The following is a 25,141-nucleotide window of genomic DNA, read 5'->3' on the forward strand; positions in this document are numbered from 1 at the left end:
GGCCGCGGCACCAGCGGCTCGGGCGCGGACCCGCTGGATCTGGCATGCTGAAGCGGTGACTGACCAGTCGTGGGCGGCGCAGCCCGGTTCACCGGAGCAGCAACCGGGATATCCGCCGCCTTTTCCGCCGCCGTACTATCCGGAACACTCCCGGCCCGGCGGCTACTACGGCCCGGCAGCGGACCCGTCGGCTCCCTTCGGTCGGCATCCTGTTACCGGGCAACCACTTTCGGACAAATCGAAGACGATCGCGGGGCTGTTACAGCTATTGGGGCTGTTCGGCATCGCCGGTATCGGCCGAATCTACCTCGGGCACACCGGGATGGGCATCGCGCAGCTGCTCGTCGGTTGGCTGACGTGCGGGGTCGGCGCGGTAATCTGGGGCGTCATCGACGCTGTGCTGATCTTGACTGACAAAGTCAGCGACCCGTGGGGTCGCCCATTGCGCGATGGAACCTGATCGGCCCGCCAGGGTTTCGGGGGCCCGGGGCGGGCACGCTCGGCGGCTGCGTCGTCTCTACGGCGCCGCGGGTTCGGCCGTGCTGTTTGCCGGCGCCTTGGGCTACATCGGGCTGGTCGATCCGCACCGCGGCGATTCGCTGTACCCGCAATGTCCGTTCAAGTTGCTCACCGGCTGGAATTGCCCCGCGTGCGGTGGGCTGCGGATGACGCACGACCTGCTGCATGGTGATGTCGCGGCCGCCATCAATGACAATGTTTTCTTGGTTTTCTTGTTGGCCGGTATCCCCGTGATCGCCGGTTGGTTGCAGCTGCGCCGCCGCAACGGCCAGTCGTGGCTGCCCCCGCCCGCGATCATCACCCTTGCGGTGGCGACGGTGGTGTGGACGGTGCTGCGAAATCTGCCCGGCTTCCCGTTGGTGCCGACCGTTCTCGGCGCATGACCTCCCGTGACCCCGGCCGGGCGGCCGGCCCGCTCAGTTGCCGAAGCCGGACAGCGGGCCCGGCGCCCCGGCGTCAGGCGCGTTAAGCCGACTGGCGGCAAAGGCTACACCCTGCTCTACCACCAGCCCGTCGCCTGCGTAGGCGTCATGGGCAGCGAAGTTGAGCCCGTCGGAGCAAACCGGATCCTCCGGTTCGCAGACCTTGATGGTCTTGGCCTGATAAGCGGGACCAATAGCGACCGGGGGCTGGCCGAGGAAGTCCATCGCCCGGTGGTTCGGCAACCCGAACAACACCACCGCGGCGACATGGTCGGCCACCTCGGGTGCCAGCGGTTTGGGCACGGTGGCGGGATCGACTCCATCCGGCACCGCGGCCGACGTGACGAAGCCCATCACGGCCGCTCCCTGGGAATATCCGCCGAGGACCATTTTGGTCTTGGGGCAGCTGCCCGCCATGGAAATGACATGGGCACTAGTGTCTCGGATGCCGTCGATCCCGGTATCCCACTGGTCGCTGGCCGGATAGTTGACCGGATATACCCCGAATGTCTTGCCGCCGGCTCGCGAGCGCAGGGAGTCGACAAATGCCTGCCCCGTGGGGCCGACACCCGGAGCCTCACCGGTGCCCCGGGCGAACACCACCTCGACATCGGGGCAGGGTTCTGCGGATGCTGCCGGGATCACAAAGCCGGGGAGGACGGAGGCGCTGATACCCCATGCGGTGATCACTGCGGGACCAAGGATTCGGACGACGGGAGAAGCAATTGCGGCTCGATAGGTGTCCATACGAGGAGTTTCTCAAATCGGGAATTTTCCGGCACCTTTTGCGCGCGGAAAGTTGCTCGCGCGCGGCGACGGGACGGTGCCGCAGCAGCCGGCCCGCGTTCCCACCGCGCGGAGAGTGGGCGCTCGCGCACCGGTATTGCGACGCCCACGATCGGCTGTGGTCCCGATGGGCGGGTATCGGCGAGGCGCACCGAAGGCACATGACCGCGACTATGCTTTGTCGTCGTGACAAGACGCGGGAAGATCGTCTGCACTCTCGGGCCGGCCACCCAATCGGACGACATGGTCAGAGCGCTGGTCGAAGCCGGAATGGACGTCGCCCGAATGAACTTCAGCCACGGCGACTATGCCGATCACGAGGCGGCCTACAAACGAGTCCGGGCAGCCTCGGATGCCACCGGGCGCGCCGTCGGCCTGCTCGCCGATCTACAAGGACCGAAGATCAGGCTGGGGCGCTTCGCCAGCGGGCCGACCTATTGGGCTGACGGCGAAACGGTGCGGATCACTGTCCGGGACTGCGACGGTTGCCACGACCGGGTATCCACCACCTACAAGAGGTTGGCGCAGGACGCCACAGCCGGTGACCGCGTGCTGGTTGACGACGGCAAAGTCGGATTGGTGGTCGATCACGTCGACGGAGACGACGTGGTGTGCACTGTCGTCGAGGGCGGCCCGGTCAGCAACAACAAGGGAATCTCGTTGCCCGGCATGAGTGTTTCCGCGCCCGCCCTGTCGGAAAAGGATATCGAGGACCTCACGTTCGCGCTGAACCTGGGCATCGACATGGTGGCGCTGTCCTTCGTGCGCTCGCCCTCTGATGTCGAACTGGTCCACGAGGTGATGGATCGGATCGGCCGGCGAGTGCCGGTGATCGCCAAGCTGGAGAAGCCCGAAGCCATCGACAACCTCGAGGCCATCGTGCTGGCCTTCGACGCCGTCATGGTGGCTCGCGGTGATCTCGGGGTCGAGTTGCCGTTGGAAGAGGTTCCGCTGGTACAGAAGCGGGCGATCCAGATGGCGCGGGAGAACGCCAAGCCGGTGATCGTGGCGACGCAGATGCTGGACTCGATGATCGAGAATTCGCGGCCGACCCGCGCCGAGGCCTCCGACGTCGCCAACGCGGTGCTCGACGGCGCCGACGCGCTGATGTTGTCCGGGGAAACGTCGGTCGGCAAGTATCCGCTGTTGGTGGTGCGGACCATGTCGCGGATCATCTGTGCGGTCGAAGAGAATTCGACGGCGGCTCCGCCGTTGACGCATGTGCCGCGCACCAAGCGGGGCGTGATCTCCTATGCCGCCCGCGACATCGGCGAGCGACTGGACGCCAAGGCCCTGGTCGCTTTCACCCAATCCGGCGACACGGTGCGGCGGCTGGCCCGCCTGCACACCCCGCTGCCGCTGCTGGCCTTCACCGCGTGGCCCGAGGTGCGCAGCCAGCTCGCGATGACCTGGGGCACCGAGACATTCATCGTTCCGAAGATGGAGTCCACCGACGGGATGATCCGCCAGGTGGACAAGTCGCTGCTGGAGCTCGGCCGCTACAAGCGGGGCGACCTGGTGGTGATCGTCGCGGGTGCGCCTCCGGGAACGGTGGGTTCCACCAACCTGATCCACGTGCACCGGATCGGTGAGGACGACGTTTAGTTGTCCGACTTTGACGAACTGCTGGCGGTGCTGGATCTCCACCGGGCCGCCGACGACCGGTTCATCGGATCTCATCCCAGCAAGAACCCGCTGCGCACCTTCGGCGGGTTGCTGGTGGCGCAGTCGTTCGTCGCCAGCACCCGCACGCTGACCCGCGAAGAGCTACCGCCCAGCGCGCTCTCGGTGCATTTCATCAATGGGGGTGACACCACCAAGGACATCGAATTCCATGTGGTGCGGTTGCGCGACGAGCGGCGGTTCGCCAACCGGCGTGTCGACGCGGTACAGGACGGCATGTTGCTGTCTTCGGCGATGATCTCCTACATGTCCGGCGGTCCCGGGCTTGAGCACGCCGTGGATCCGCCGGAGGTGGACGAGCCGCACACCCGGCCGCCGATCGGCGAGCTGTTGCGCGGCTATGAGGACACCGTCCCGCACTTCGTCAACGCGTTGCAACCGATCGAGTGGCGCTATACCAATGACCCGTCCTGGGTGATGCGGGAGAAGGGCGACCGGCTTCCTTACAACCGGGTCTGGCTCAAGGCTCTGGGCGCGATGCCCGACGACCCGGTGCTGCACACCGCGACGATGCTGTATTCCTCGGACACCACGGTCCTGGACTCGGTGATCACCACCCATGGGCTGTCGTGGGGCTTCGACCGGATTTTCGCCGCGTCCGCCAACCACTCGGTGTGGTTTCACCGCCAGGTCGACTTCGACGACTGGGTCCTTTATTCGACATCGTCACCGGTGGCCGCGGATTCGCGCGGGCTGGGTACCGGGCATTTCTTCGACCGCGGCGGGCGACTTATCGCGACCGTGGTGCAGGAGGGCGTCCTGAAATACTTTCCCGCGGCTCGCCGATAGACAGGTCGGGTAACCGAAGGACAACCGCCCGGTTTCGGCTCAACCCGGCCACGCTGAGGCGTACCGTTCCTGGTAGCGGGTACCCTTCCGGCAGCTGAGAGGCAGGTCAGCGGGAGGTGAGTGTGAACGAACCGTCGGTCGATGTCGCGCCGAGGGTCCGTGCCCGTGAACGCGTCGTCGTCCACGTCGACACATTTAGGGCTCGCCTGGTCGGTGCCCTGGCGGTGTTCTGTGCGGCGTGCTGGCTCATTGCGCTGCTCGCGCATAACTACCGGCACGAGGATTGGCAGGCGGCCGGGCGGCTGAGTTGGTCGCTGACGATCCTGGCTGCGGTGGCCTTGATTGCGCGGGGCATCTTCCTCGGGCGTCCGGTCACAGCCATGCATGCGGCAGCGGCCGCGCTATTCCTGGTCGCGGGGCTGGGCCTGCATGTGCTGTCCTTCGACCTGGCCGGTGAAACGCTGATCGCCGGATCGGGATTGGTGTTGATGTGGCCGACGTCGTCGCACCCACGACCTGGTGACTTACCCCGGGTGTGGGCATTGATCAACGCCACCAGCGAGGATCCGTTGGCGCCGTTCGCCATGCAGGCGGGTAAGTGCTACCACTTCAGCGCGGCCGGCACCGCGGCGCTGGCATACCGGACACGGCTGGGCTTTGCGGTAGTCGCTGGGGACCCGATCGGTGACGAATCGCAGTTTCCCGAGCTGGTTGCCGACTTCGCCGCCACCTGTCATGCCCGCGGCTGGCGGATTGCGGTGCTGGCCTGCAGTGAGCGACGGCTGAGTCTGTGGACCGACCCCGCCGTGCCCGGACGGTCGCTGCGGGCGGTACCCATCGGGCGAGACGTCGTCATCGATGTGCCCAACTTCGCGATGGTGGGCCGCAAGTTTCGCAACCTGCGTCAGGCCGTCAAACGGACCCATAACGCCGGCATCACCACCGAGATCGTGGCGGAGCAGGAACTCGACGACAAGCAGCGCGCAGAGCTGACCGAGATGCTGCTGGCGTCATCCAAGGGGGCGCGCACCGACCGCGGCTTCTGCATGAGCCTGGACGGCGTACTGGAAGGCAAATACCCAGGCGTTCAGCTGATCATCGCCAGGGACGCTTCGGGGCGGGTGCAGGGCTTCGACCGATTCACGATCGCGGGCGGCGGCAGTGATTTCTCCCTCGACGTGCCGTGGCGGCGCAGTGGTGCCCCGAACGGGATCGACGAGCGGCTCAGCGTCGACATGATCACCGCTGCCAAAGAGGCTGGCGCGCAACGGCTCTCGCTGGCATTCGCGGCTTTCCCGGAGATCTTCGACGCGGCGCACCGGAGCCGCGCGCAACGCTTGTTCTACCTGCTGATCCATCTGCTTGACCCGTTCATTTCCCTGGAGTCCTTGTACCGGTACCTGTGCAAGTTCCACGCAGTGGCCGAACGGCGCTATGCGCTGGTCTCGTTGACCCAGATCGTTCCGCTGCTGCTGGTGCTGCTCTCCCTGGAATTCATGCCGCGGCGCCGAGGGCTACCCGAAGGGTCACGCCGGTGAGTCGACGCGCAGCCGGGCGCAGTGAATGTCTTCGGGCAGGTGGTGGGTAGCCACCACAATCGTCTTGTCGCCCAGAATCGGTCCGGGGCCGGGCACCAGCAAATCGCGCAGGACGGCCTCGGCGTCGGTCGCGTCAAGGTGCTCGGTTGGCTCGTCCAGCAGCACAATGCGGGCGGGGGAGAGCACCGCCCGCGCGAGCAGCAGCCGTCGGCGTTGCCCTGCTGAAAGTCCTTGCGCGCCACCGATCAACACCGTCGACAAGCCCTCGGGCAGGCCGGCCAGCCAGCCGCCGAGGCCGACCTTCGCCAAGGCGGCCGTCAATTCGTCATCGCCGCAATCGCTGCGGACGACCAGCAAGTTGTCCCGTACCGTGGTGGCGAAGACATGTGCGTCTTCAGCGAAAAAGGTGACGGCTCTTCGCAGTTCGGCTTCATCGAAACGGCTCACGTCGATTTCGTCCACGAGCACCCGGCCACGCAGCGGCGGCAGCAGTCCCGCGAATGTCATCAGCAGCGTCGTCTTGCCGGAGCCGCTGGCGCCGGTGACAGCAAGCCGGGCGCCCGGTGGCAGGTCGACCAACGCCCGGGCTGACCGCGCCTGGACGTGACCGAACCACACATCGGCGGACAGACGCCCGGTGACCGCGCTGCCCGCTGGTGTTGTGGCTGCCTCATCGAGGCGGTTGGGCGGCGCCAGGTCGAGCAGCCGCCGAGCGGCGATGCGTGACCGGGTCAACTGCACCGCGGCCGCCGGCAGTGCGTTGGTGGCCTCGAAGGCCGACAATGGCAACAACATCAACACGGCCAGGGTCGTCGGCGCGACCGTGGGTGCCATGCCGATCCCCGCCGCCACCGCACCCAACACACTGACCCCGATCGCGGCGGTCGGTATCGCCTCGGCGATCGCCGCCGGCCTGGCCGCGTTGTCGAGGGCCTGACCCCAAGTACGTTGTCGCCGTTGGGATTCGGCAATGACGTCCGGCAGGACCCCGGCGACCCGAAGCTCGGGTGCATGGTCGAGTGCGGCCATCGCCGACGTGTCGCGTCCGCCATGATGTCGGCGGGCCAGCGCTTCGTGTTCGACGGCGGCTCTGCCGGCAAACCAGGGCGCGACAGCCCCGGCCACCAGCAGGCACATCGCCAGCACCGCTGCAGCCGGCACCGAAATGATCGCGACGGCGGTGGTCGCGGCCAGCGCCAGTACTGCAGCGACGCCGATCGGTACCACCGCGCGCACCACCATGTCGGCCACGGTGTCGACGTCGGCACCGACACGGGCCACCACCTCGCCGCTGTGCAGCCGGACCGCGGCGGCCGGCGGCCCCGCGGCCAGCCGGTGGTAGATCCGGGCGCGGGCGGCGCCGGCCGCGCGCAGCGCGGCGTCGTGGGTGGCAAGTCGCGCGCAGTAGTGCAGGATCCCGCGCGAAATCGCGAACGTCCGCACCGCGACGACCGCGATGGACAAGTCCAGCACGGGCGGCATCTGCCAGGCGCGGGTGATCAACCATGCCGAAACGCCGGCCAGGGCCAGGCCGCTGCCCAGCGACAACGCCGCCAAAGCAATCGCGGCCAGGACGCGCCCGAGTCGAGGACGCAGCAGGTCATAGCCGGCCAGCAGCGGATCAGACCGGGGCATAGCCAACCTCGCTGCCGGCGGTGACCTCGACGACCCGGTCACCGATGGCCACAACGGGTGCCCGGTGGCCGACGACCACCACCGTCGCACCCTGGCGGGCCCGTTCGACGACGGCCCGCAACACCCGGTCCTCGGTGTCGGCGTCCAGGTGTGCGGTGGGTTCGTCGAGCAACAGCACCGGGGCGGTGGATCCGAGGGCTCGGGCCAGTCCGAGGCGCTGGCGTTGCCCCAGCGACAAGCCGATGCCGCCGCGGCCGAGCGTGGTGTTCAATCCGTCGGGTAGCTCGGCCAGTACTGTATCGAAGCCTGCTGCGGTGCAAGCCTTGTCGAGGTCCTCGAGATCACCGAGCAGCAGCAGGTTGTCGCGAACGGTACCCGGAATCAGCACCGGGCGTTGCGGTAGCCAGGATAACTGCCGCCACCAGTCGGCGGGGTCCAAGTCGCGGACATCGATTCCGGCGACGGTGACCCGTCCCGACGACGGCACGGTGATGCCCGCTATCGTCTGCAGGGCGGTGCTCTTGCCCGCGCCGTTTCGCCCGGTCAGTACCGTCACTCGGCTGGGTTCGAGCACCGCGGTCAGGTCATCCGGCGATCGGCCGTCTCTGCTTGCGACGCTGAGGTTTTCGATGCGGATCAGGGCTCCGCGGGCCGCCACCGTGCGGGTGCCCGCCGAAGCGGGCGCCGGCTGGCCGATGAGCGCGAAAGCCTGGTCGGCCGCGGTCTTGCCGTCTTGGGCGGCATGAAATTCCACGCCGATGCGCCGCAGCGGCCAATAGACGTCAGGCGCCAGCAGCAGTACCGTCAACCCGGCCGCCAGGCTCATCTGGCCGAACACCAGGCGAAGACCGATGCTCACCGCAACCAGGGCCACGCCCAGCGTGGCCAGCAGTTCGAGCACCAACGCCGACAGGAAGGCGACCCGCAGCGTGGCCATCGCCGAACGCCGATGGGCCGCACCGAGTTCTGCGATGCGCTGCTCCGGTCCCACTGCGCGGCCCAGCGCCCGCAGGGTGGGGATGCCGGCGATCAGGTCCAGTAGCCGGGCCTGCAGCGTGCCCATCGCGGCCAGCGCGGCTGCCGACCGATCGGCGGTCGCCAGTCCGATCAACACCATGAAGATCGGAATCAGCGGCAGCGTGATCACCACGATCACCGTCGATTTCACATCGTAGAGCGCGATGACCGCGACGGTGGCCGGCGTCAGAATCATCGCAAGAAGCAAGGCGGGCAGGTAACCGGTAAAGTACGGGCGCAGTCCGTCCAGTCCGCGCGTGACCAGCACCGCCGCGGCATCCCGCTGTGCCGCAACCTGCCTGGGCTGGAGGCCGGTTACTGCCGTCAGCAGCTGGCCGCTGAGATCCGCGATCACCGCGCTGGCTCCCCGCTGCCCCAGACGTGCCTGCAGCCAGTGAATCACGGCGCGGATTGTCCACAGCGCCAACAATATTGTCAGCGGTCCCAGCCAGCAGCCTAGGTGTCGAGTCGAGGGATCGGCCACGACCCGCGCCACGATTCCCGCCAGGACCACCGCCGAGCCGATCGCACAACCGGATATCGCCACTCCACACGCCACCGCGGCGATCAGGTGGCGGCGCAGGGCCGACGATGCCCGCCACAGCCGCGGATCCAGCGGCGCCCGGGCCGATTTATCCGTTGCGCTCAGGACGTGCGCCTCGCCAGACCGATGGACGGAGGTATCCGGTCAGCCGAAATGCGTTGCCGGAACACCCAGTACGTCCAGGCCTGGTACACCACCGTCAGCGGCGCGAAAATGGCCGTCACCCAGGTCATGATCTTCAGGGTGTACGGCGTCGACGAAGCGTTGTAGATCGTGACGTTCCACTGCTCGTTCAGCGTCGACGGCACCAGGTTCGGGTACAGCACGCCGAACAACAACACCACCACGGCCGCGACGACCACCAACGTGCTCAGGAACGCAAACCCGTCGGATGCCCGCCGCCATACCAGCAGTACGGCGGCCACCTGGGCGATCACCGCCACGCCCAGTGCCGCCCAGGTCCATTGCTTGCCATACGCCAGCTGGGTCCACACTCCGAACCCCCCAACCAGCACCGTCGCCGCCAGAGCGAGCCACAGCGCGATCCGGTAGGCGCTGTCGCGGATCGGCCCTGCGGTTTTCAAGGCGATGAACACCGCGCCGTATTGCAGGAACAACCCTGCGGTGGCGAGGCCGCCCAATAGTGTGTAAGCGCTGAGCACATCGCCGATGCCCAGATGCACGTGAGCGTCGCCGTCGACCGGGAGTCCGCGCACCAGGATGGCGAACGCGACGCCCCACAGGACAGCGGGCAGCCAAGACCCCGCGGCGATACCGAAATCTGCCCACGCCCGCCATTTGGTGTCGTCGACCTTGCCGCGCCATTCGATGGCCACCGCGCGCAGGATCATGCCGAACAAGATGGCCAGCAGCGGCAAATACAACGCCGAGAATACTGTCGCGTACCAGCCGGGAAACGCGGCGAACATTCCCGCGCCCGCGGTGAGCAGCCAGACCTCGTTACCGTCCCAGACCGGGCCGATGGTGTTCAGTACAGCTCGCCTTTGGATTTCAGGATCGCCCGGGGCCACCCGAGCCAGCGGCTCCATGAGCATGCCAACACCGAAGTCGAATCCCTCGAGAACCAAGAAACCGAGGAACAGCACCCCGATGACAGCGAACCACAATTGTTGGAGTCCCACCGGGTCATCTCCCTTCTGGGTCAGTGGGTGTCAGTAAGCGAACGACAACGGTGCCACTTCGTCGCTGCCAGGCGTCGCAGCCGCCGCCGGCTCCGCGTCGTGCTCCTGCGGCCCCTCGACGACATAGCGCTTGAGCAGCCAGAACCATATGACCGCGAGCACCGCGTAGACCAGCGTGAACGTCATCAATGAGGTGACGACCAAGCCGAACGGGTGGTTGGAGACAGCGGTTGCGACGGTGAGTCGAACCTGTTGGTCGCCGGTCGGGTTGGGAGCCACGATCCAGGGCTGACGGCCCATCTCGGTGAAAACCCATCCGAACATGTTGGCCAGGAACGGCGCGGGAATCGTGAAAAGCGCAAACCAGGCGAACCACCGCCGTCCCGGGATCCGTCCGCCGCGGGTCAGCCACAGGGCCAGCAACGCGAACAGCACCGGAATCGCGAGGAACCCGATCATCGCGCGAAATGACCAGTAGGTGACGAATAGATTGGGCCGGTAATCATTGGGGCCGAATCGTTGGTTGTAGTCCTGCTGCAAATTGCGGACACCTTGCAACGTGACACCGGTGGTTTGGCCCTGGGCGAGGTACGGCAGCACGTAGGGCACCTCGAGGACCCGGGTGAGGCTGTCGCAATTGTTTTGCCGGCCGACCGTCAGGATGGAAAAGTCCGGATCGGTCTGGGTGTCGCACAGCGATTCCGCGGACGCCATTTTCATCGGTTGCTGCGTAAACATCAGCTTGCCCTGGTGGTCACCGGTGAAGAACAAGCCGACGGTGGCGACCAGCGCAACCCAACAGCCCAGGATGGTCGCCGGGCGATACATGGCGCGGGTGCCGGGCCCGACGGGGGCGGTGTTCGAACGCACCAGCCACCATGCGCTGACCGCGGCGACAAAGGTTCCTGCGGTGAGCAACGAACCGGCTACGGTGTGTGAAAATGCCGCTATCGCAGTGTTATTGGTGAGTAGCGCGGTGATGCTGTTCAGCTCTGCGCGTTTGGTGGCCGGGTTGTAATGCGCCCCCACCGGGTGCTGCATGAACGAGTTCGCGGAGATGATGAAGAATGCGGAGACGTTGACCGCGATCGCGACGATCCAGATGCAGGCCAGGTGGACCAATCGGGGCAGCCTGCTCCAACCGAAGATCCACAGTCCGAGGAACGTCGATTCGAAGAAGAAGGCCATTAGGCCTTCCATTGCCAGCGGGGCGCCGAAGATGTCGCCGACGAATCGGGAATATTCGGACCAATTCATTCCGAACTGAAATTCCTGCACGATCCCGGTGGCCACGCCGATGGCGAAGTTGATCAGGAACAACTTCCCGAAGAACTTGGTCAGCCGATACCAGGCCGTATTACCGGTGACCACCCACACCGTTTGCATCACGGCAAGCAGCGGGGCCAGGCCGATGGTGAGCGGCACGAAGATGAAGTGGTAGACGGTAGTGATACCGAACTGCCAGCGCGAAATATCGACGACATTCATCTGTCATCTCCCGGGATGCAGGCCTTACAGCGGGCTACGACGAAGTGTAGTAGAGGTATCGGCGTTGACGCGAGTTGAGTGATGCTTATCGGAGGATTTATAGCCCCAGTGTCTTGGCCGCCTTACGGATGCCGAACGCCGACACGATCTCGCAGGCGCCGATGATGACCAGCCACACACCCACGACGATGGCCAACGTGATGATCGACTCGAACGGCGCGGCCATCACCACCACGCCGGCGATCAGGCTGATAACGCCGACGAAGATCTGCCATCCGCGTCCAGGCAGGGTCGGGTCGTTGATCGCGGACACGGTTGTGGCGACGCCGCGGAAGATGAACCCGATGCCGATCCAGATGGCCAGCAGCAGGACCGCGTTGCCGAAATGGCGGAACGCCAAGAGGGCCAGGATCAGTGAGGCAGCGCCGCTGATGAACAACAGGATCCGGCTGCCGGCCGAAACGTGCAGGCTGAACGCGAAGACAACCTGCGCGATGCCGGTCACGACGAGGTAGACGCCGAATGCGACGGCGGCCACCAGGACCGATATTCCGGGCCAGACCAGGATCACAACGCCGAGGACCAGCGACAGGAGTCCCGACAACAGCGTCGATTTCCACAGATGCGGCAACAAGCGGGGGACAGGGCCCGAGACTGGTGTGGTTTGCATGGCACCAGTGTGACGCATGTGACGGTTTTGGCATAGAGGTGAACCACCGGTGGTTGCGGGTCCGGTGACGTTTCAGAATGCGTTGCAGAGACGTTTCAGACGCTGGCCGTGCTCGGCTCCGCGGCGAGCTCGTCGGCCGGCTGCTCTGCCGGCCTGCGACCGAGCAGGTACCAGGTGCGCATGACCCCTTTGCCCTTGACATTGATGTGCCCGCGCTCCTGCAGCGCGAAATCGGCCTTCAAGCGCTCATAGACCTCATCCGGCACTTGAATTTTGCCGACCGAGTCGGTGGTCTCCATTCGTGACGCGACATTGACCGCGTCGCCCCACACGTCGTAGAAAAAGCGGCGCGAACCCACCACGCCGGCGACTACCGGACCGGTGGCCAGGCCCACCCGTAGCGGCACCTGGTGGCCTTGCGGGTCCGTCAATCCGGCCGCGACGCCGACCATATCCAGCGCAAAGTCTGCCAATGCCTGCACATGGTCGGGCCGTGGCCGCGGCACGCCGCTGACCACCATGTAGCAGTCGCCGCTGACCTTGATTTTCTCCAGCCCGTGCTTGTCCACCAACGCGTCGAACGCGCTGTACAGCCGGTCCAGGAAGCGGACGAGGTCGGCCGGCGCGGCGCTGCTGGCCCGCTCGGTGAAGCCGACGATGTCTGCGAACAGCACCGAGGCCTCGTCGTATTTGTCGGCGATGACGTCACGCTCGGGATGTTTGAGTCGCTCGGCGATGCTGGCGGGCAACATGTTGGTCAGCAGGGCCTCGGACCGGTCGTATTGGGCTTCCATGATCGCTTCGGCGCGCGCGGTGTCCCACAGGGCAAACCAGACCGAGACGACCACCACCACGCAGGCGGAGACCGTGGTGATGACGAAGCCCGCCGATTGAGCCCAGCCGGGCTCCACTCCGGTGTTGCGGGGGACCAGGAACTCCACCGCGATGATCAACGCCGTCGCCAGGGCCGCCAGTCCGCTGGCCAGCACGATGTGTTCGATGCCCAGCACCAGCACCACCAGGCAGGCGCCGACGAGAAAGAAGAACTGCGCGCCCGACCCGGTACCGATGCTCCAGCAGCTGGCGAAGACCGTCACGTAGGCCGCTCCGATAAACGTCAGCGGTGCCACCAATTCCCCGAACCGGTGCAGCATCGGGACGATCGCGAAGACCCCGGCCGCGGCGACGTTGATCCAACTCAGCGGCCACAGCCAGGCATCGGTCAGGAGTTGCATCAGCACAAAGCTCGCGCTGACCATCACGGCCAGCCAGGCGGCGATATTGAGCAGCCGGGCCCGGCGCGCCGCACTGCGGGCGTAGTGCTGGTCGAATTCGCGGGTTTGCTCGCGCACGACCATGACGCAGTCGTGGCGTGTTGAGCCCTCGGATCGTTTCCGTGGGGCACCGCGTTTCATAGCCGCCACGATCAAGAGCGTAACCGCTGCGCTCGATATTGTCGGCCACCTGCCAAGACTCAGGACCCGTCAGAGATGTCATGGGTGAGCCACTCCGACGGACGATGTGGCGATAGTGCACCGTTGGGCATGATGTGCAGCACCTGGTGTCCGTCGCGGGCGGCCAAGTCGGCGATCATGCGCCGGTGACAGCGCCACCAGGTCGGTTCCCCGCACATCACCGCCACATTGGTGGTGTCGGCATCCCACAGCAGCCGCTGGTATGCCGCGTGAAAGCCGGGAGTTCGGGTATGCGCCGCGTAGTTCGCGAACGCCGGGTTTTCCCACCACCGGTCGCGCGGCACCGGCGCGGCGGGCGGCTTGCGTCGGCCACCGAGATCAGGTTCGTGCCGGTAGGCGATCCCGGCGACGCCCAGCCAATCGGGCATTGCCTGCTTGGACACGTCGGGGTTGCGACGGGAGCCGGGGAAACTGCGCACGTCGACCAGCAGCGCGATGTCGTGTTGGCGCAGCATGTCGGTGAGTTGCCCGGCGGTCTTGGCGCCGTGGCCAATGGTGTACAGCATGATCCCGGAGTGCCCTCGGTGGGATTCGAACCCACACTGGACGGGTTTTGAGTCCGTTTCCTCTGCCAGTTGGGATACGAGGGCTGAGGTTGTTCCGGTACGGCGTTCCACCTCAGAGCAGCCTCCAACCATAGCGGATTCATGCCGTCATCCCGACTCGCCGCCCCCCAAGGTTTCCCATCTCAGCCGCTCACGCCACAATGTCCGTCATGACCGGCCCCACCAACGACGCCGATGCCGCAAAGCCACACCGTGTCTTGATCGCGGAAGACGAAGCGCTCATCCGAATGGACCTCGCCGAAATGCTGCGAGAGGAGGGGTACGACATAGTCGGAGAGGCCGGCGACGGCCAGGAAGCCGTCGAACTCGCCGAGCGGCACAAGCCCGATCTGGTCATCATGGACGTGAAGATGCCGCGCCGCGACGGGATCGACGCGGCGTCGGAGATCGCCAGCAAGCGCATCGCGCCGATCGTGGTGCTCACCGCGTTCAGCCAGCGCGACCTCGTGGAACGCGCCCGCGACGCCGGGGCCATGGCCTATCTGGTGAAGCCCTTCACTGCCAGCGACCTGATCCCGGCCATCGAGTTGGCCGTCAGCCGGTTCAGCGAGATCACCGCGCTGGAACAGGAAGTGGCGGCGCTGTCCGACCGGCTGGAAACTCGCAAGCTCGTCGAACGTGCCAAAGGCCTGCTGCAGGCCAAGCAGGGCATGACCGAGCCGGAGGCGTTCAAGTGGATCCAGCGCGCCGCCATGGACCGGCGGACCACCATGAAGCGGGTGGCCGAAGTGGTCCTGGAGACCCTCGACACGCCCACCTAACGGCGCGAGCAGTTGTGCGGGGGGCTAGGCCAGCCCCGCGGTGGGGGATGAAAATTGGTGCCGGCCGTTCGGCTGGGTAAGTGGTTGTTTGGCGGGCTGGTGGGGTCGAGGCGTGGGGGGTGTTTCGGTGGGCCCCGTTGCGTCTGTGGTGCCGGTGAGCACGGCGAGCAGCTTGGGAGCGGAGAGTGCCCCGGTGGTTGTGCGGGGGCGGTGGATTGTTGCCTGTGCGCACGTGAGTGAGACTCCTGTTTGTTTGGCTCTCTCCGAAACACGCTCCACGACAATAACTCTGGGTGAAGGAGTGCCACTATGGAGGTGATACGTCCGCGGTGTGTGGGTATCGATGTCTCGACGAAGGACGCCACGGCGTGTATCCGGGTTCAGGGGCAGGGTCGGCGTGCCACGTCGACGACGGTGAGCACGTGGGGCTCGACCACCGCCGAGATCTTGGCGGTGGTCGAGCATCGGATCGCCGAGCAGGTCAGCTGCGTGGTGATCGAATCCACCTCGGAGTATGTGCGACATGAGGGTGCATGAGTGAAGCAGGAGGCACCGTTTGGAGGTTCGGCTGATGCCGTAGGTGTAGTACTCGGGCCAGTGCGTGAGGGCCTGTCTTCGCCTCGGCGTGCTCTGCGGGTGACTGCGGGGTGCGAAGCCCGGGGTAGAAGCCGAAGCGGTTCGCGTTCCATCCGTGGACCGTGGGCGAGGAGAAGACCGGCGGGAAGCGAACGCGCTTCCCGGCTGCGGGGCGGCATCCAGTCGTCGTGCGGTGATGGGTGAACGCGAGTGAACCCCTGATGACGCCTTGTGAAGGTGACCCCCGCCGATGGGATGTGTCAGCGGGGCCGTAGGGACCCGCCGCTGGAAGCGGCGGGTGTCGGCCAGAGGATAGTCGCTGGTCGGGAGCGCATCACCGTCCCCGGGGTAAAGGGGGCACCCTGCCCGGTCGAATCTTGTTCATGCGCAACATGACAACCCTGTTGGGGTCCGGTGAATTCTGCCGGTAGGCCGACCGTGGGGAAGGTGCAACTCCCCGGCAGGCGCTGGATGACCCAAGAAGCCGATGCCGACACACCGAAAGGCAACGGGAAACCGGCAACCGCACGATTTGGCTCCTCCGCCAGATGGTAGCCGCATAACCGGTCGGATACGGGCGTGCTGCCCGGCCCGAAAGGGAGCTGACGTGGGTCGGGTGAGCCTGTGAAGACCAGATGATCGGAGACTCCAGAACCGATGGGCAAGTTGGACACCGTGACGGTGAACGGACCTGAGGACGAGATCATCGACTGGGACGCCGTGGATTGGCGCCAAGTCGAAGACGACGTACGGAGGCTGCGGCGACGAATCTTCACGGCGATGCAGGCGGGGGACCTCAAGCGGGTCCGTAATCTGCAGAAGCTGATGCTGGGTTCCCACGCAAACGCTCTGCTGAGTGTGCGGCGGGTCACCGAGCTCAACGCTGGCCGCAAGACGGCCGGGGTCGACGGCAGGGTCGTGCTCGCGGGATGGGAAAAGGCCGAGATGGCCACCTGGCTGCAGCGCGACACCAACGCGTGGAGACCTCGACCGGTCAAGCGGGTGTTCATTCCGAAGAGCAACGGAAAACGGCGCGGCCTCGGGATTCTCGTGATCGCCGATCGGGCGCTGCAAGCGCTCACGGTCAACGCGCTAGAACCCGAGTGGGAGGCCCGGTTCGAGTCCCGATCGTATGGGTTTCGGCCAGGCCGTAGCTGTCAGGACGCGATGCAGGCGATCTTCGTGACCGCTCGCGGTGCGACCTGCAAACGCGTGTGGGCGCTAGACGCCGATTTGGCCGCCGCGTTCGACCGCATCGATCATGCCCATCTTCTCGCGCAGCTCGGCTCGTTCCCCGCGCGGGAATGATCGCGGCCTGGCTACGCGCGGGGGTGATCGATCAAGGTCGGTTCGCACCGACCGAGGACGGCAGCCCACAAGGCGGGGTGATCAGCCCGTTGCTGATCGTTGCCCTGCACGGAATGGAACAGGCCGCCGGAGTCCGCTATATCCGCACCGGCACCAACGCCGAAACGGCGCGGCCGGGCTCCCCGGTTTTGATCAGATACGCCGATGATCTGCTGGCCCTGTGCCACTCGCGGGAACACGCCCAACAGGTCAAGGCGCGGCTCACGGAGTGGCTGCGACCTCGGGGTCTGGTCTTCAACGAGGACAAGACCCGTATCGTGCACCTCGAGGACGGGGTGGATTTTCTGGGGTTCAACATCCGCCGCTACCGCAACAGGCTGCTGATCAAACCCAGCAAGGCGGCCGTGAAACGGATCCGGGCACGGCTGACCACCGAGATGCGAGCACTGCGGGGCCACAACGCCCAGATGGTGCTCATCCGGCTCAACCCGATCATTCGGGGGTGGTCGGCCTACTACCGGCACTGCGTGTCGGCCCGGGTGTTCAATGCGCTGGACAATCACGTGTGGAAGCTCACCGACAAGTGGGCCAGATTCACCCATCCGCACAAGGGACGGCGCTGGATCGTGTCCCGTTACTTCGGCGCGTTCCACCCGTCCCGGCGCGACCGCTGGGTATTCGGTGACCGCGACACGGCGCCTACCTGGTCAAGTTCGCCTGGACGGCGATCACCCGGCACACCCTGGTCAAGGGCTGGGCGTCCCCGGACGACCCTGCCTTGACCGACTACTGGGCGACCCGGCGCCGCCGCGGGAGACCCCCGCTGGGCCGGGCCCGGTCGAGACTGATCCGCATGCAGCGCGGACGCTGCCCGCTTTGCGGCCAGCTACTGCTGCACGCTGAGGTCGAGCCGCAACACCCCGACGAGTGGGAGCAGTGGATCACTGCCACCGCCAAGGCGATCCGCCACCAGGCGATCATCGTCGATTCGGGGCCAGAGTCATTGGGTTATACCGCGTTCCGTCTCATTCACACACACTGCCGAGGCCGTCACCCAGACCGCATCGGCGTGTACCGTGCCGCCGGAGCCGATTCGGGTGTTGCGTGATCTGACCCGGGCGCGCACCTCCATCACCCGAGCGCGCACCAAAGAAATCCAGCGGCTGGAAAAGCCGCTCGAAGATGCCGGGATCAAACTGTCGGCGGTGGCCTCCAACATCGTCGGGGTCTCGGGGCGGGCGATGCTGGAGGCGTTGATCGGCGGGCAGCGTGATCCGGTGGTGCTCGCCGATCTGGCCAAACAGCGGCTCGCATTTTCGAGTGAGAAGATCCCCGCATCGACCGAGGCGTTGCGCGGGCCGTTTAGCGACCATCACGCGTTTATGGCTCGGCTGTATTTGGATCGCATCGACGCCCACGGCGCCGACATCGCCCGCCTTGAGGAGCGCATCGAGGAGGCGATCAAACCCTTTCAACCCGCCCGGGAATTGCTGATGAGTATCCCAGGCTTTTCCCACATCGTCGCCGATGTGTTTATCGCCGAGACCGGCGCGGACATGAGCGTGTTTCCCACCGCTGCCCATTTGGCGTCGTGGGCCGCGGTGGTGCCCGGCTGCAACGAATCGGCGGGCCGGGTCAAATCGGCCACCACCCGCCCCGGCAACCGCCACCTCAAAGCCGCTCTCGGGGTGGCCGCGCTGTCGGCAGCGCGTTCCAAAGACACCTACTACAACGCCCGCTACCGCCGCATCGCCGGCACCCACCGGCCCGCCACATCCCACCGCCGCAAAGCTCGCAGCCCGTCGGTGCCCGCCCTGATCGCCGTGGTCGCTGTCGAACACAGCATGCTCATTGACGCCTGGAACATGGTGGTCAACGGCGCCTTCTACCACGACCCCGGCGCCGACTACTCCACCCGACACCACCCTGGGCAAACCAAAGCAAAAGCCATCAAACAACTGCAGGCCCTTGGCTACACAGTCACTCTCGAACCCCTCACCCACGCCGCCCAACACCGGGGGCCCGCCACTCACCCGCTTCGGGTCACCGCATTTTCGAGTAAGTGAGACGCAGAATCGCACCGATCCGCGCAGCGGAGTGCGATTCTGCGTCTGCTCGCCAGCGATTACCGCGCCACGATCACCGACGAGCCGTGGCCGAACAGGCCCTGGTTCGCGGTGATGCCGACCTTCGCGTTCTCCACCTGCCGGCCGGTGGCCTGACCGCGCAGCTGCCAAGTCAGCTCACACACCTGGGCGATCGCCTGCGCGGGGATCGCTTCGCCGAAGCACGCCAGCCCGCCCGACGGGTTGACCGGGACCCTGCCGCCGATGGTGGTCGCGCCGCTGCGCAGCAGCGCCTCGGCCTCACCCTTGGCGCACAACCCCAGGTGCTCGTACCAGTCGAGTTCCAGCGCGGTGGACAGATCGTAGACCTCCGCCAGGCTCAGGTCCTCGGGCCCGATGCCGGCCTCGGCATAGGCGGCGTCCAGGATCTGGTCTTTGAACACCCGGTCCGGCGCCGGCACTGCCGCGGTGGAATCCGTTGCGATATCCGGCAATTCGGGCAGATGCTGCGGGTAGCGCGGGGTCACGGTGCTGACCGCACGTACCGACGGTACACCCCCTAGCGAGCCAAGATGCTTCTCGGCGAACGATTTGCTCGCCACGACCAGGGCGGCCGCACCGTCAGAGGTTGCGCAAATGTCAAGCAGCCGAAGCGGATCCGAGACCACCGGGCTAGCCAGCACGTCGTCGATCGAGTTCTCCTTGCGGTAGCGGGCATTCGGGTTGTTCAGCCCGTGCCCGGAGTTCTTGACCTTCACTTGAGCGAAGTCTTCGAGACTGGCGCCGTACAGGTCCATCCGGCGCCGCGCCAGCAGCGCGAAATACACCGTGTTCGTCGCGCCGATCAGATGGAAGCGCTGCCAGTCGGGATCGTTCCTGCGCTCGCCGCCCACCGGGGCGAAAAAACCCTTCGGCGTGGTGTCGGCGCCGATCACCAGCGCCACATCGCAGAAACCGGCCAGAATTTGGGCGCGTGCGCTCTGCAGCGCTTGGGATCCGCTGGCGCAGGCGGCGTAGCTGGAGCTGACCGGCACGCCGTTCCAGCCGAGTTTCTGCGCGAAGGTGGCGCCGGCGACAAAACCCGGGTAACCGTTGCGAATGGTGTCGGCGCCGGCCACCAGCTGGATCTGGCGCCAGTCCAGGCCCGACTCGGCCAGTGCGGCGCGCGCGGCAACCACGCCGTATTCCGTGAAGTCGCGACCCCACTTGCCCCACGGGTGCATGCCTGCGCCGAGGATGTACACGGGTTCAGGCGTACTCATGAGGCGATCCTCCACGCGTAGACGATGCGTTGCACACCGTCGTCGTCGGTGAACAGCGGCATGGTGGTCAGCTCCATCTCCATGCCCACTGTCAGGTCGGCCGCCAGCGTGCCCTCGACCACCTTGCCCAGCACGATCAGCCCCTCGTCGGCCAGCTCCACCGCGGCGACGGCGAACGGCTCAAAGGGATCCGGCGACCGGTAGGGCGGCGGTGGCGCGTAACGGTTCTCGGTGTAGCTCCAGAGCTTTCCGCGCCTCGACAGTGCGACCGATTCCAGCGAATCACCGGTGCAGCCCGGATTGGGGCAGTTGTTCTCGCGCGGCGGGAAGACATAGGTGCCGCACTGTGGGCACTTGCTGCCGGTCAGATGCGGGTTGCCGGCGTCGTCGGTGGCGAACCACCCGTCAATGGCCGGTGCTTGGCTGGTGACCTCAGGCACCGGCCCAGCCTACCGAGTGAGACGCACAAAACTGAAACGTGTTGCAGTTCCGGCGCCGCATCCGCGTCGGACCAGGTGCATAGAGTGTGATCCGTGAGCACCGCCAGTGAGGATCAGGCCAAGCCGACGTTGATGTTGCTGGATGGCAACTCGCTGGCGTTTCGGGCGTTTTATGCCCTTCCGGCGGAGAACTTCAAGACGCGCGGCGGGTTGACCACCAACGCGGTCTACGGCTTCACCGCGATGCTGATCAACCTGCTGCGCGACGAGGCTCCGACGCACATCGCCGCGGCCTTCGACGTGTCCCGGCAGACCTTCCGCTCCCAGCGTTACCCGGAGTACAAGGCCAACCGGTCATCGACGCCCGACGAATTCCATGGCCAGATCGACATCACTAAGGAGGTTCTGGGCGCGCTGGGCATCACGGTGCTCGCCGAACCGGGATTCGAGGCCGACGACATCATCGCGACGCTGGCTACCCAGGCCGAGAAGGAGGGATATCGGGTGCTGGTCGTCACCGGCGACCGCGACTCCCTGCAGCTGGTCAGCGACGACGTGACGGTGCTCTACCCGCGCAAAGGGGTCAGCGAACTGACTCGCTTCACCCCCGAGGCCGTCGTCGAGAAGTACGGGCTCACGCCAGCGCAATACCCGGACTTCGCCGCGCTGCGCGGCGACCCCAGCGACAACCTGCCCGGCATTCCCGGGGTGGGCGAGAAGACCGCCACCAAGTGGATCGCCGAATATGGCTCGTTGCAGGAGCTGGTCGACCATGTCGACTCGGTTCGCGGCAAAGTTGGCGATGCACTGCGCGCCAACCTGGCCAGCGTGGTGCGCAACCGCGAACTCACCGACCTGGTGCGTGATGTGCCGCTGGCCCAAACCCCGGGCACGTTACGGCTGCAGCCCTGGGACCGCGACCACATCCACCGGCTCTTCGACGACCTGGAGTTCCGGGTGTTGCGAGACCGGTTATTCGACACGCTGGCCGCGGTCGAGCCCGAGGTCGAGGAGGGGTTCGACGTGCGCGGCGGGGCGCTGCAGCCCGGCACGGTGGCGCAGTGGCTGGCCGAGCACGCCGGCGACGGGCGCCGCTGCGGCCTGACGGTCGTGGGCACCCATCTGCCGCACGGCGGTGACGCCACCGCGCTGGCAATCGCGGCCGCCGACGGCGACGGCGGCTACATCGATACCGCCACGGTGACACCCGAGGACGACGCCGCGCTGGCGTCCTGGCTGGCCGACCCGGCCAAACCCAAGGCACTGCACGAGGCCAAGCTCGCCATCCATGACCTCGGTGGCCGCGGCTGGACCCTGAACGGCGTCACCTCCGACACCGCACTGGCGGCCTACCTGGTGCGGCCGGGGCAGCGCAGCTTCACCCTCGACGATCTCTCGCTGCGCTACCTGCGCCGCGAGCTGCGCGCGGAAATGCCTGAGCAACAACAGCTTTCACTGCTCGACGACATCGAAGGAGTGGACGACCAGGCGGTCCAGACGGCTATTCTGCGGGCTCGGGCCGTGGCGGACCTGGCCGAAGCGCTGGACGCCGAGCTGGCCCGTATCGACTCCACGGCCTTGCTGGCCGAGATGGAACTGCCGGTGCAGCGGGTGCTGGCGGACATGGAGCGCGCCGGCATCGCCGTCGACATTCCGATGCTGGCCGAACTGCAAAGCCAGTTCGCCGACCAGATCCGCGACGCCGCCGAGGCCGCATACGCCGTCATCGGCAAGCAGATCAACCTCGGCTCGCCCAAGCAGCTGCAGATAGTGCTGTTCGACGAACTCGGGATGCCGAAGACCAAGCGGACCAAGACGGGCTACACCACCGACGCCGACGCTGTTCAGGGTCTTTTTGACAAGACCGGGCACCCGTTCCTGCAGCACCTGCTGGCACACCGCGACGTCACCCGGCTCAAGGTCACCGTCGACGGGTTGTTGAACTCGGTGGCCGCCGACGGCCGGATTCATACCACGTTCAACCAGACCATCGCGGCCACGGGCCGGTTGTCCTCGACCGAGCCCAACTTGCAGAACATTCCGATCCGCACCGACGCCGGTCGGCAGATCCGCGACGCGTTCGTCGTCGGCGCCGGTTACAGCGAGCTGATGACCGCCGATTACAGCCAGATCGAGATGCGGATCATGGCGCACCTGTCGGGCGACGAAGGCCTCATCGAAGCCTTCAATACCGGCGAGGACCTGCACTCGTTCGTCGCGTCCCGCGCCTTCGGTGTGCCCATCGACGAGGTGACCGGCGAGTTGCGCCGCCGGGTCAAGGCGATGTCGTACGGGCTGGCCTACGGGTTGAGTGCCTATGGGCTGTCCACGCAGCTGAAGATCTCCACCGAAGAGGCCAAGGTTCAGATGGACCAATACTTCGCGCGCTTCGGCGGGGTGCGCGACTACCTGATGGCCGTGGTCGAGCAGGCCCGCAAGGACGGGTACACCTCAACCGTGTTGGGGCGCCGGCGCTATCTTCCCGAGCTGGACAGCAGCAATCGGCAGGTGCGTGAGGCCGCCGAGCGGGCGGCGCTCAACGCGCCGATCCAGGGCAGTGCGGCCGACATCATCAAGGTGGCGATGATCGAGGTCGACAAGGCGCTCACCGAGGCCGGGCTGGCGTCGCGCATGCTGCTGCAGGTCCACGACGAATTGCTGTTCGAGATCGCGCCGGGCGAACACGAGCGGATCGAAGCACTGGTGCGCGACAAGATGGGCGGCGCGTATCCGTTGGACGTTCCGCTGGAAGTGTCGGTGGGCTTCGGCCGCAGCTGGGACGCGGCGGCTCACTGACAGGCGATCGGGCGGCGCGTGTACCGTGGCGGCGGGAAAAACTCGCTGAAATTCGCCGTGGCGTTACATTCGCGACGGATGATGCGGTTTGTCCAGCATGTACACAGTCGAGTAGCCTCGACAGATGCCCGTCGGTGCTCGATGGCGGGTCATATCAACAATTCAACGTCCCAGTACCTACGACCGACCCTGTCCGGAGCAACCCAACAATATGCCGAGTCCCGCCGTCACCTCGCCGCAAGTAGCCGTCAACGACATTGGCTCCTCCGAGGACTTTCTCGCAGCAATAGACAAAACGATCAAGTACTTCAACGATGGCGACATCGTCGAAGGCACCATCGTCAAAGTGGACCGGGACGAGGTGCTCCTCGACATCGGCTACAAGACTGAAGGGGTCATCCCCGCCCGCGAACTCTCCATCAAGCACGACGTCGACCCCAATGAGGTCGTTTCCGTCGGCGACAAGGTAGAAGCCCTGGTGCTCACCAAGGAGGACAAAGAGGGCCGGCTGATCCTGTCGAAGAAGCGCGCACAGTACGAGCGCGCCTGGGGCACCATCGAGGCGCTCAAGGACAAGGACGAGGCCGTCAAGGGCACCGTCATCGAGGTGGTCAAGGGCGGCCTGATCCTCGACATCGGGCTGCGCGGCTTCCTGCCCGCCTCGCTGGTCGAGATGCGCCGGGTTCGCGACCTACAGCCGTACATCGGCAAGGAGATCGAAGCCAAGATCATCGAGCTGGACAAGAACCGCAACAACGTGGTCCTGTCCCGGCGGGCCTGGCTGGAGCAGACGCAGTCCGAGGTGCGCAGCGAATTCTTGAACCAGCTGCAGAAGGGAACCATCCGCAAGGGCGTGGTGTCCTCCATCGTCAACTTCGGCGCCTTCGTCGACCTCGGCGGTGTGGACGGTCTGGTGCACGTCTCCGAGCTCTCCTGGAAGCACATCGACCATCCGTCCGAGGTGGTTCAGGTGGGCGACGAGGTCACCGTCGAGGTGCTCGACGTGGATATGGACCGCGAGCGGGTTTCGTTGTCGCTGAAGGCAACTCAGGAAGACCCGTGGCGCCACTTCGCGCGCACCCACGCGATCGGGCAGATCGTGCCGGGCAAGGTCACCAAGCTGGTGCCGTTCGGTGCGTTCGTCCGCGTCGAGGAGGGCATCGAAGGCCTGGTGCACATTTCCGAACTGGCCGAGCGCCACGTCGAGGTGCCCGACCAGGTGGTTGCCGTCGGCGACGACGCGATGGTCAAGGTCATCGACATCGACCTGGAACGCCGCCGGATTTCCTTGTCGCTCAAGCAGGCCAACGAGGACTACACCGAGGAGTTCGACCCGGCGAAGTACGGCATGGCAGACAGCTACGACGAGCAGGGCAACTACATCTTCCCCGAGGGCTTCGATCCCGACACCAACGAGTGGATGGAAGGATTCGACGCGCAGCGCACCGAATGGGAAGCCCGTTACGCCGAAGCCGAGCGGCGGCACAAGATGCACACCGCGCAGATGGAGAAGTTCGCCGCGGCCGAGGCGGCCGGACACGGCGGTGGCGAGCAGTCCACGGGCAGCCCGGTGTCGACGGAGAAGGCCGCGGGCGGGTCACTGGCCAGCGACGCCCAGCTGGCGGCACTGCGGGAAAAACTCGCCGGCAACGCTTAGT

At 66.1% G+C, this 25,141-nt stretch carries 20 protein-coding genes, 1 tRNA gene and 3 pseudogenes; 13 read left to right on the forward strand and 11 right to left on the reverse strand.

Translation table 11 applies throughout. The annotated features are described in order from the left end of the window. The first annotated feature begins 44 nt into the window (after nt 1–44). A pseudogene (locus EET10_RS13080) lies at nt 45–460 on the forward strand (TM2 domain-containing protein). After that, the gene (locus EET10_RS13085; protein ID WP_063468595.1) at nt 450–902 is read left to right on the forward strand and encodes a DUF2752 domain-containing protein; all 453 of its coding nucleotides are present in this window, start codon (nt 450–452) and stop codon (nt 900–902) included. Before EET10_RS13080 ends, EET10_RS13085 begins: the two are co-directional and overlap by 11 nt. Nucleotides 903–935: 33 nt before the next feature. Here the strand turns inward: EET10_RS13085 and EET10_RS13090 are convergent, their stop codons facing one another. Continuing rightward, nucleotides 936–1,688, reverse strand: coding sequence for a cutinase family protein (locus EET10_RS13090; protein WP_063468596.1), 753 nt, complete (start codon nt 1,686–1,688; stop codon nt 936–938). 225 nt (nt 1,689–1,913) lie between these two features. On the opposite strand from EET10_RS13090, the gene pyk reads away from it, so the two are divergent. The 3 genes from pyk to EET10_RS13105 all read left to right on the forward strand — a co-directional run bounded on the left by pyk (nt 1,914) and on the right by EET10_RS13105 (nt 5,737). Next, complete coding sequence (gene pyk / locus EET10_RS13095; protein WP_036400855.1) at nt 1,914–3,332, forward strand: pyruvate kinase; 1,419 nt, start codon at nt 1,914–1,916, stop codon at nt 3,330–3,332. Then, nucleotides 3,333–4,199 (forward strand): acyl-CoA thioesterase II, encoded by an 867-nt coding sequence (locus EET10_RS13100; RefSeq protein WP_036400853.1) that lies wholly within the window; start codon nt 3,333–3,335, stop codon nt 4,197–4,199. Nucleotides 4,200–4,321: 122 nt separating this feature from the next. Beyond that, entirely contained in the window at nt 4,322–5,737 is a 1,416-nt protein-coding gene (locus EET10_RS13105; protein ID WP_036400851.1) for a bifunctional lysylphosphatidylglycerol flippase/synthetase MprF, read from the forward strand. On the opposite strand, the gene cydC is transcribed toward EET10_RS13105, so the two are convergent. The 8 genes from cydC to EET10_RS13145 form a co-directional block, all read right to left on the reverse strand. Then, nucleotides 5,726–7,372 (reverse strand): thiol reductant ABC exporter subunit CydC, encoded by a 1,647-nt coding sequence (gene cydC / locus EET10_RS13110; RefSeq protein ID WP_122502204.1) that lies wholly within the window; start codon nt 7,370–7,372, stop codon nt 5,726–5,728. The genes EET10_RS13105 and cydC overlap by 12 nt on opposite strands. Continuing rightward, nucleotides 7,359–8,948, reverse strand: coding sequence for a thiol reductant ABC exporter subunit CydD (cydD, locus tag EET10_RS13115; RefSeq protein ID WP_246013632.1), 1,590 nt, complete (start codon nt 8,946–8,948; stop codon nt 7,359–7,361). Before cydD ends, cydC begins: the two co-directional genes overlap by 14 nt. Before the next feature lie 86 nt (nt 8,949–9,034). Then, nucleotides 9,035–10,075, reverse strand: a complete 1,041-nt coding sequence (gene cydB / locus EET10_RS13120) for a cytochrome d ubiquinol oxidase subunit II (RefSeq protein ID WP_036400842.1) — start codon at nt 10,073–10,075, stop codon at nt 9,035–9,037. A gap of 30 nt (nt 10,076–10,105) precedes the next feature. Continuing rightward, nucleotides 10,106–11,563, reverse strand: a complete 1,458-nt coding sequence (locus EET10_RS13125) for a cytochrome ubiquinol oxidase subunit I (RefSeq protein ID WP_063468600.1) — start codon at nt 11,561–11,563, stop codon at nt 10,106–10,108. A gap of 97 nt (nt 11,564–11,660) precedes the next feature. Further along, nucleotides 11,661–12,251: an HdeD family acid-resistance protein gene (locus tag EET10_RS13130; protein ID WP_099188345.1), complete on the reverse strand. Its 591-nt coding sequence runs from the start codon at nt 12,249–12,251 to the stop codon at nt 11,661–11,663. Nucleotides 12,252–12,328: 77 nt separating this feature from the next. Next, nucleotides 12,329–13,657 carry an adenylate/guanylate cyclase domain-containing protein gene (locus tag EET10_RS13135; RefSeq protein ID WP_036401393.1) on the reverse strand — a complete coding sequence of 443 codons (1,329 nt, stop codon included), beginning with the start codon at nt 13,655–13,657 and terminating at the stop codon, nt 12,329–12,331. Between the two features lie 50 nt (nt 13,658–13,707). Further along, complete coding sequence (locus EET10_RS13140; protein WP_036401391.1) at nt 13,708–14,214, reverse strand: DUF488 domain-containing protein; 507 nt, start codon at nt 14,212–14,214, stop codon at nt 13,708–13,710. A 10-nt stretch (nt 14,215–14,224) separates the two neighbouring features. After that, nucleotides 14,225–14,298, reverse strand: a tRNA-Leu gene (locus tag EET10_RS13145). 125 nt (nt 14,299–14,423) lie between these two features. Between EET10_RS13145 and EET10_RS13150 the strand changes: the two genes are divergently transcribed. The 6 genes and pseudogenes from EET10_RS13150 to EET10_RS13160 all read left to right on the forward strand — a co-directional run. Continuing rightward, the gene (locus EET10_RS13150) at nt 14,424–15,035 is read left to right on the forward strand and encodes an ANTAR domain-containing response regulator (RefSeq protein ID WP_063468602.1); all 612 of its coding nucleotides are present in this window, start codon (nt 14,424–14,426) and stop codon (nt 15,033–15,035) included. Nucleotides 15,036–15,344: 309 nt separating this feature from the next. Then, the gene (locus EET10_RS29165) at nt 15,345–15,572 is read left to right on the forward strand and encodes a hypothetical protein (RefSeq protein WP_136623061.1); all 228 of its coding nucleotides are present in this window, start codon (nt 15,345–15,347) and stop codon (nt 15,570–15,572) included. 696 nt (nt 15,573–16,268) lie between these two features. Beyond that, nucleotides 16,269–17,218: pseudogene (locus EET10_RS30810) on the forward strand (reverse transcriptase N-terminal domain-containing protein); the annotation flags it as partial. Between the two features lie 138 nt (nt 17,219–17,356). Continuing rightward, nucleotides 17,357–17,701, forward strand: coding sequence for a group II intron maturase-specific domain-containing protein (locus EET10_RS31965; RefSeq protein ID WP_246013723.1), 345 nt, complete (start codon nt 17,357–17,359; stop codon nt 17,699–17,701). 71 nt (nt 17,702–17,772) lie between these two features. Further along, nucleotides 17,773–18,027, forward strand: a complete 255-nt coding sequence (locus EET10_RS30820; RefSeq protein WP_246013617.1) for a hypothetical protein — start codon at nt 17,773–17,775, stop codon at nt 18,025–18,027. Beyond that, nucleotides 17,987–18,985, forward strand: a pseudogene (locus EET10_RS13160) (transposase); the annotation flags it as partial. The gene EET10_RS30820 and the pseudogene EET10_RS13160, both read left to right, overlap by 41 nt. Nucleotides 18,986–19,044: 59 nt before the next feature. Here the strand turns inward: EET10_RS13160 and EET10_RS13165 are convergent. Together EET10_RS13165 and EET10_RS13170 are read right to left on the reverse strand one after the other, a co-directional pair. After that, a complete protein-coding gene (locus tag EET10_RS13165; RefSeq protein WP_063467969.1) occupies nt 19,045–20,247 on the reverse strand; it encodes a lipid-transfer protein in 1,203 nt (400 codons plus the stop codon). Next, the gene (locus EET10_RS13170) at nt 20,244–20,687 is read right to left on the reverse strand and encodes a Zn-ribbon domain-containing OB-fold protein (protein WP_036407646.1); all 444 of its coding nucleotides are present in this window, start codon (nt 20,685–20,687) and stop codon (nt 20,244–20,246) included. The genes EET10_RS13165 and EET10_RS13170 overlap by 4 nt, the downstream gene beginning before the upstream one ends. Before the next feature lie 132 nt (nt 20,688–20,819). On the opposite strand from EET10_RS13170, the gene polA reads away from it, so the two are divergent. Together polA and rpsA are read left to right on the forward strand one after the other, a co-directional pair. Beyond that, nucleotides 20,820–23,483 (forward strand): DNA polymerase I, encoded by a 2,664-nt coding sequence (polA, locus tag EET10_RS13175; protein WP_099188777.1) that lies wholly within the window; start codon nt 20,820–20,822, stop codon nt 23,481–23,483. A 211-nt stretch (nt 23,484–23,694) separates the two neighbouring features. Beyond that, on the forward strand, nt 23,695–25,140 hold the full coding sequence (gene rpsA / locus EET10_RS13180; protein ID WP_063467970.1) for a 30S ribosomal protein S1: 1,446 nt from the start codon (nt 23,695–23,697) through the stop codon (nt 25,138–25,140). Nucleotide 25,141 lies beyond the last annotated feature (1 nt).

Source organism: Mycobacterium pseudokansasii, assembly GCF_900566075.1.
Taxonomy (GTDB): Bacteria; Actinomycetota; Actinomycetes; order Mycobacteriales; family Mycobacteriaceae; genus Mycobacterium; species Mycobacterium pseudokansasii.

What these genes read in the sequence shown, in the direction of transcription:
- EET10_RS13140 (WP_036401391.1), bottom strand. Translation starts at nt 14,214, where the DNA reads ATGCTGTACACCATTGGCCACGGCGCCAAGACCGCCGGGCAACTCACC.
- polA (WP_099188777.1), top strand. Translation starts at nt 20,820, where the DNA reads ATGTTGCTGGATGGCAACTCGCTGGCGTTTCGGGCGTTTTATGCCCTT.
- EET10_RS13130 (WP_099188345.1), bottom strand. Translation starts at nt 12,251, where the DNA reads ATGCGTCACACTGGTGCCATGCAAACCACACCAGTCTCGGGCCCTGTC.
- EET10_RS13165 (WP_063467969.1), bottom strand. Translation starts at nt 20,247, where the DNA reads ATGAGTACGCCTGAACCCGTGTACATCCTCGGCGCAGGCATGCACCCG.
- EET10_RS29165 (WP_136623061.1), top strand. Translation starts at nt 15,345, where the DNA reads ATGGAGGTGATACGTCCGCGGTGTGTGGGTATCGATGTCTCGACGAAG.
- EET10_RS31965 (WP_246013723.1), top strand. Translation starts at nt 17,357, where the DNA reads ATGCGAGCACTGCGGGGCCACAACGCCCAGATGGTGCTCATCCGGCTC.
- EET10_RS30820 (WP_246013617.1), top strand. Translation starts at nt 17,773, where the DNA reads ATGCAGCGCGGACGCTGCCCGCTTTGCGGCCAGCTACTGCTGCACGCT.
- EET10_RS13090 (WP_063468596.1), bottom strand. Translation starts at nt 1,688, where the DNA reads ATGGACACCTATCGAGCCGCAATTGCTTCTCCCGTCGTCCGAATCCTT.
- rpsA (WP_063467970.1), top strand. Translation starts at nt 23,695, where the DNA reads ATGCCGAGTCCCGCCGTCACCTCGCCGCAAGTAGCCGTCAACGACATT.
- EET10_RS13085 (WP_063468595.1), top strand. Translation starts at nt 450, where the DNA reads ATGGAACCTGATCGGCCCGCCAGGGTTTCGGGGGCCCGGGGCGGGCAC.
- EET10_RS13125 (WP_063468600.1), bottom strand. Translation starts at nt 11,563, where the DNA reads ATGAATGTCGTCGATATTTCGCGCTGGCAGTTCGGTATCACTACCGTC.
- cydC (WP_122502204.1), bottom strand. Translation starts at nt 7,372, where the DNA reads ATGCCCCGGTCTGATCCGCTGCTGGCCGGCTATGACCTGCTGCGTCCT.
- EET10_RS13150 (WP_063468602.1), top strand. Translation starts at nt 14,424, where the DNA reads ATGACCGGCCCCACCAACGACGCCGATGCCGCAAAGCCACACCGTGTC.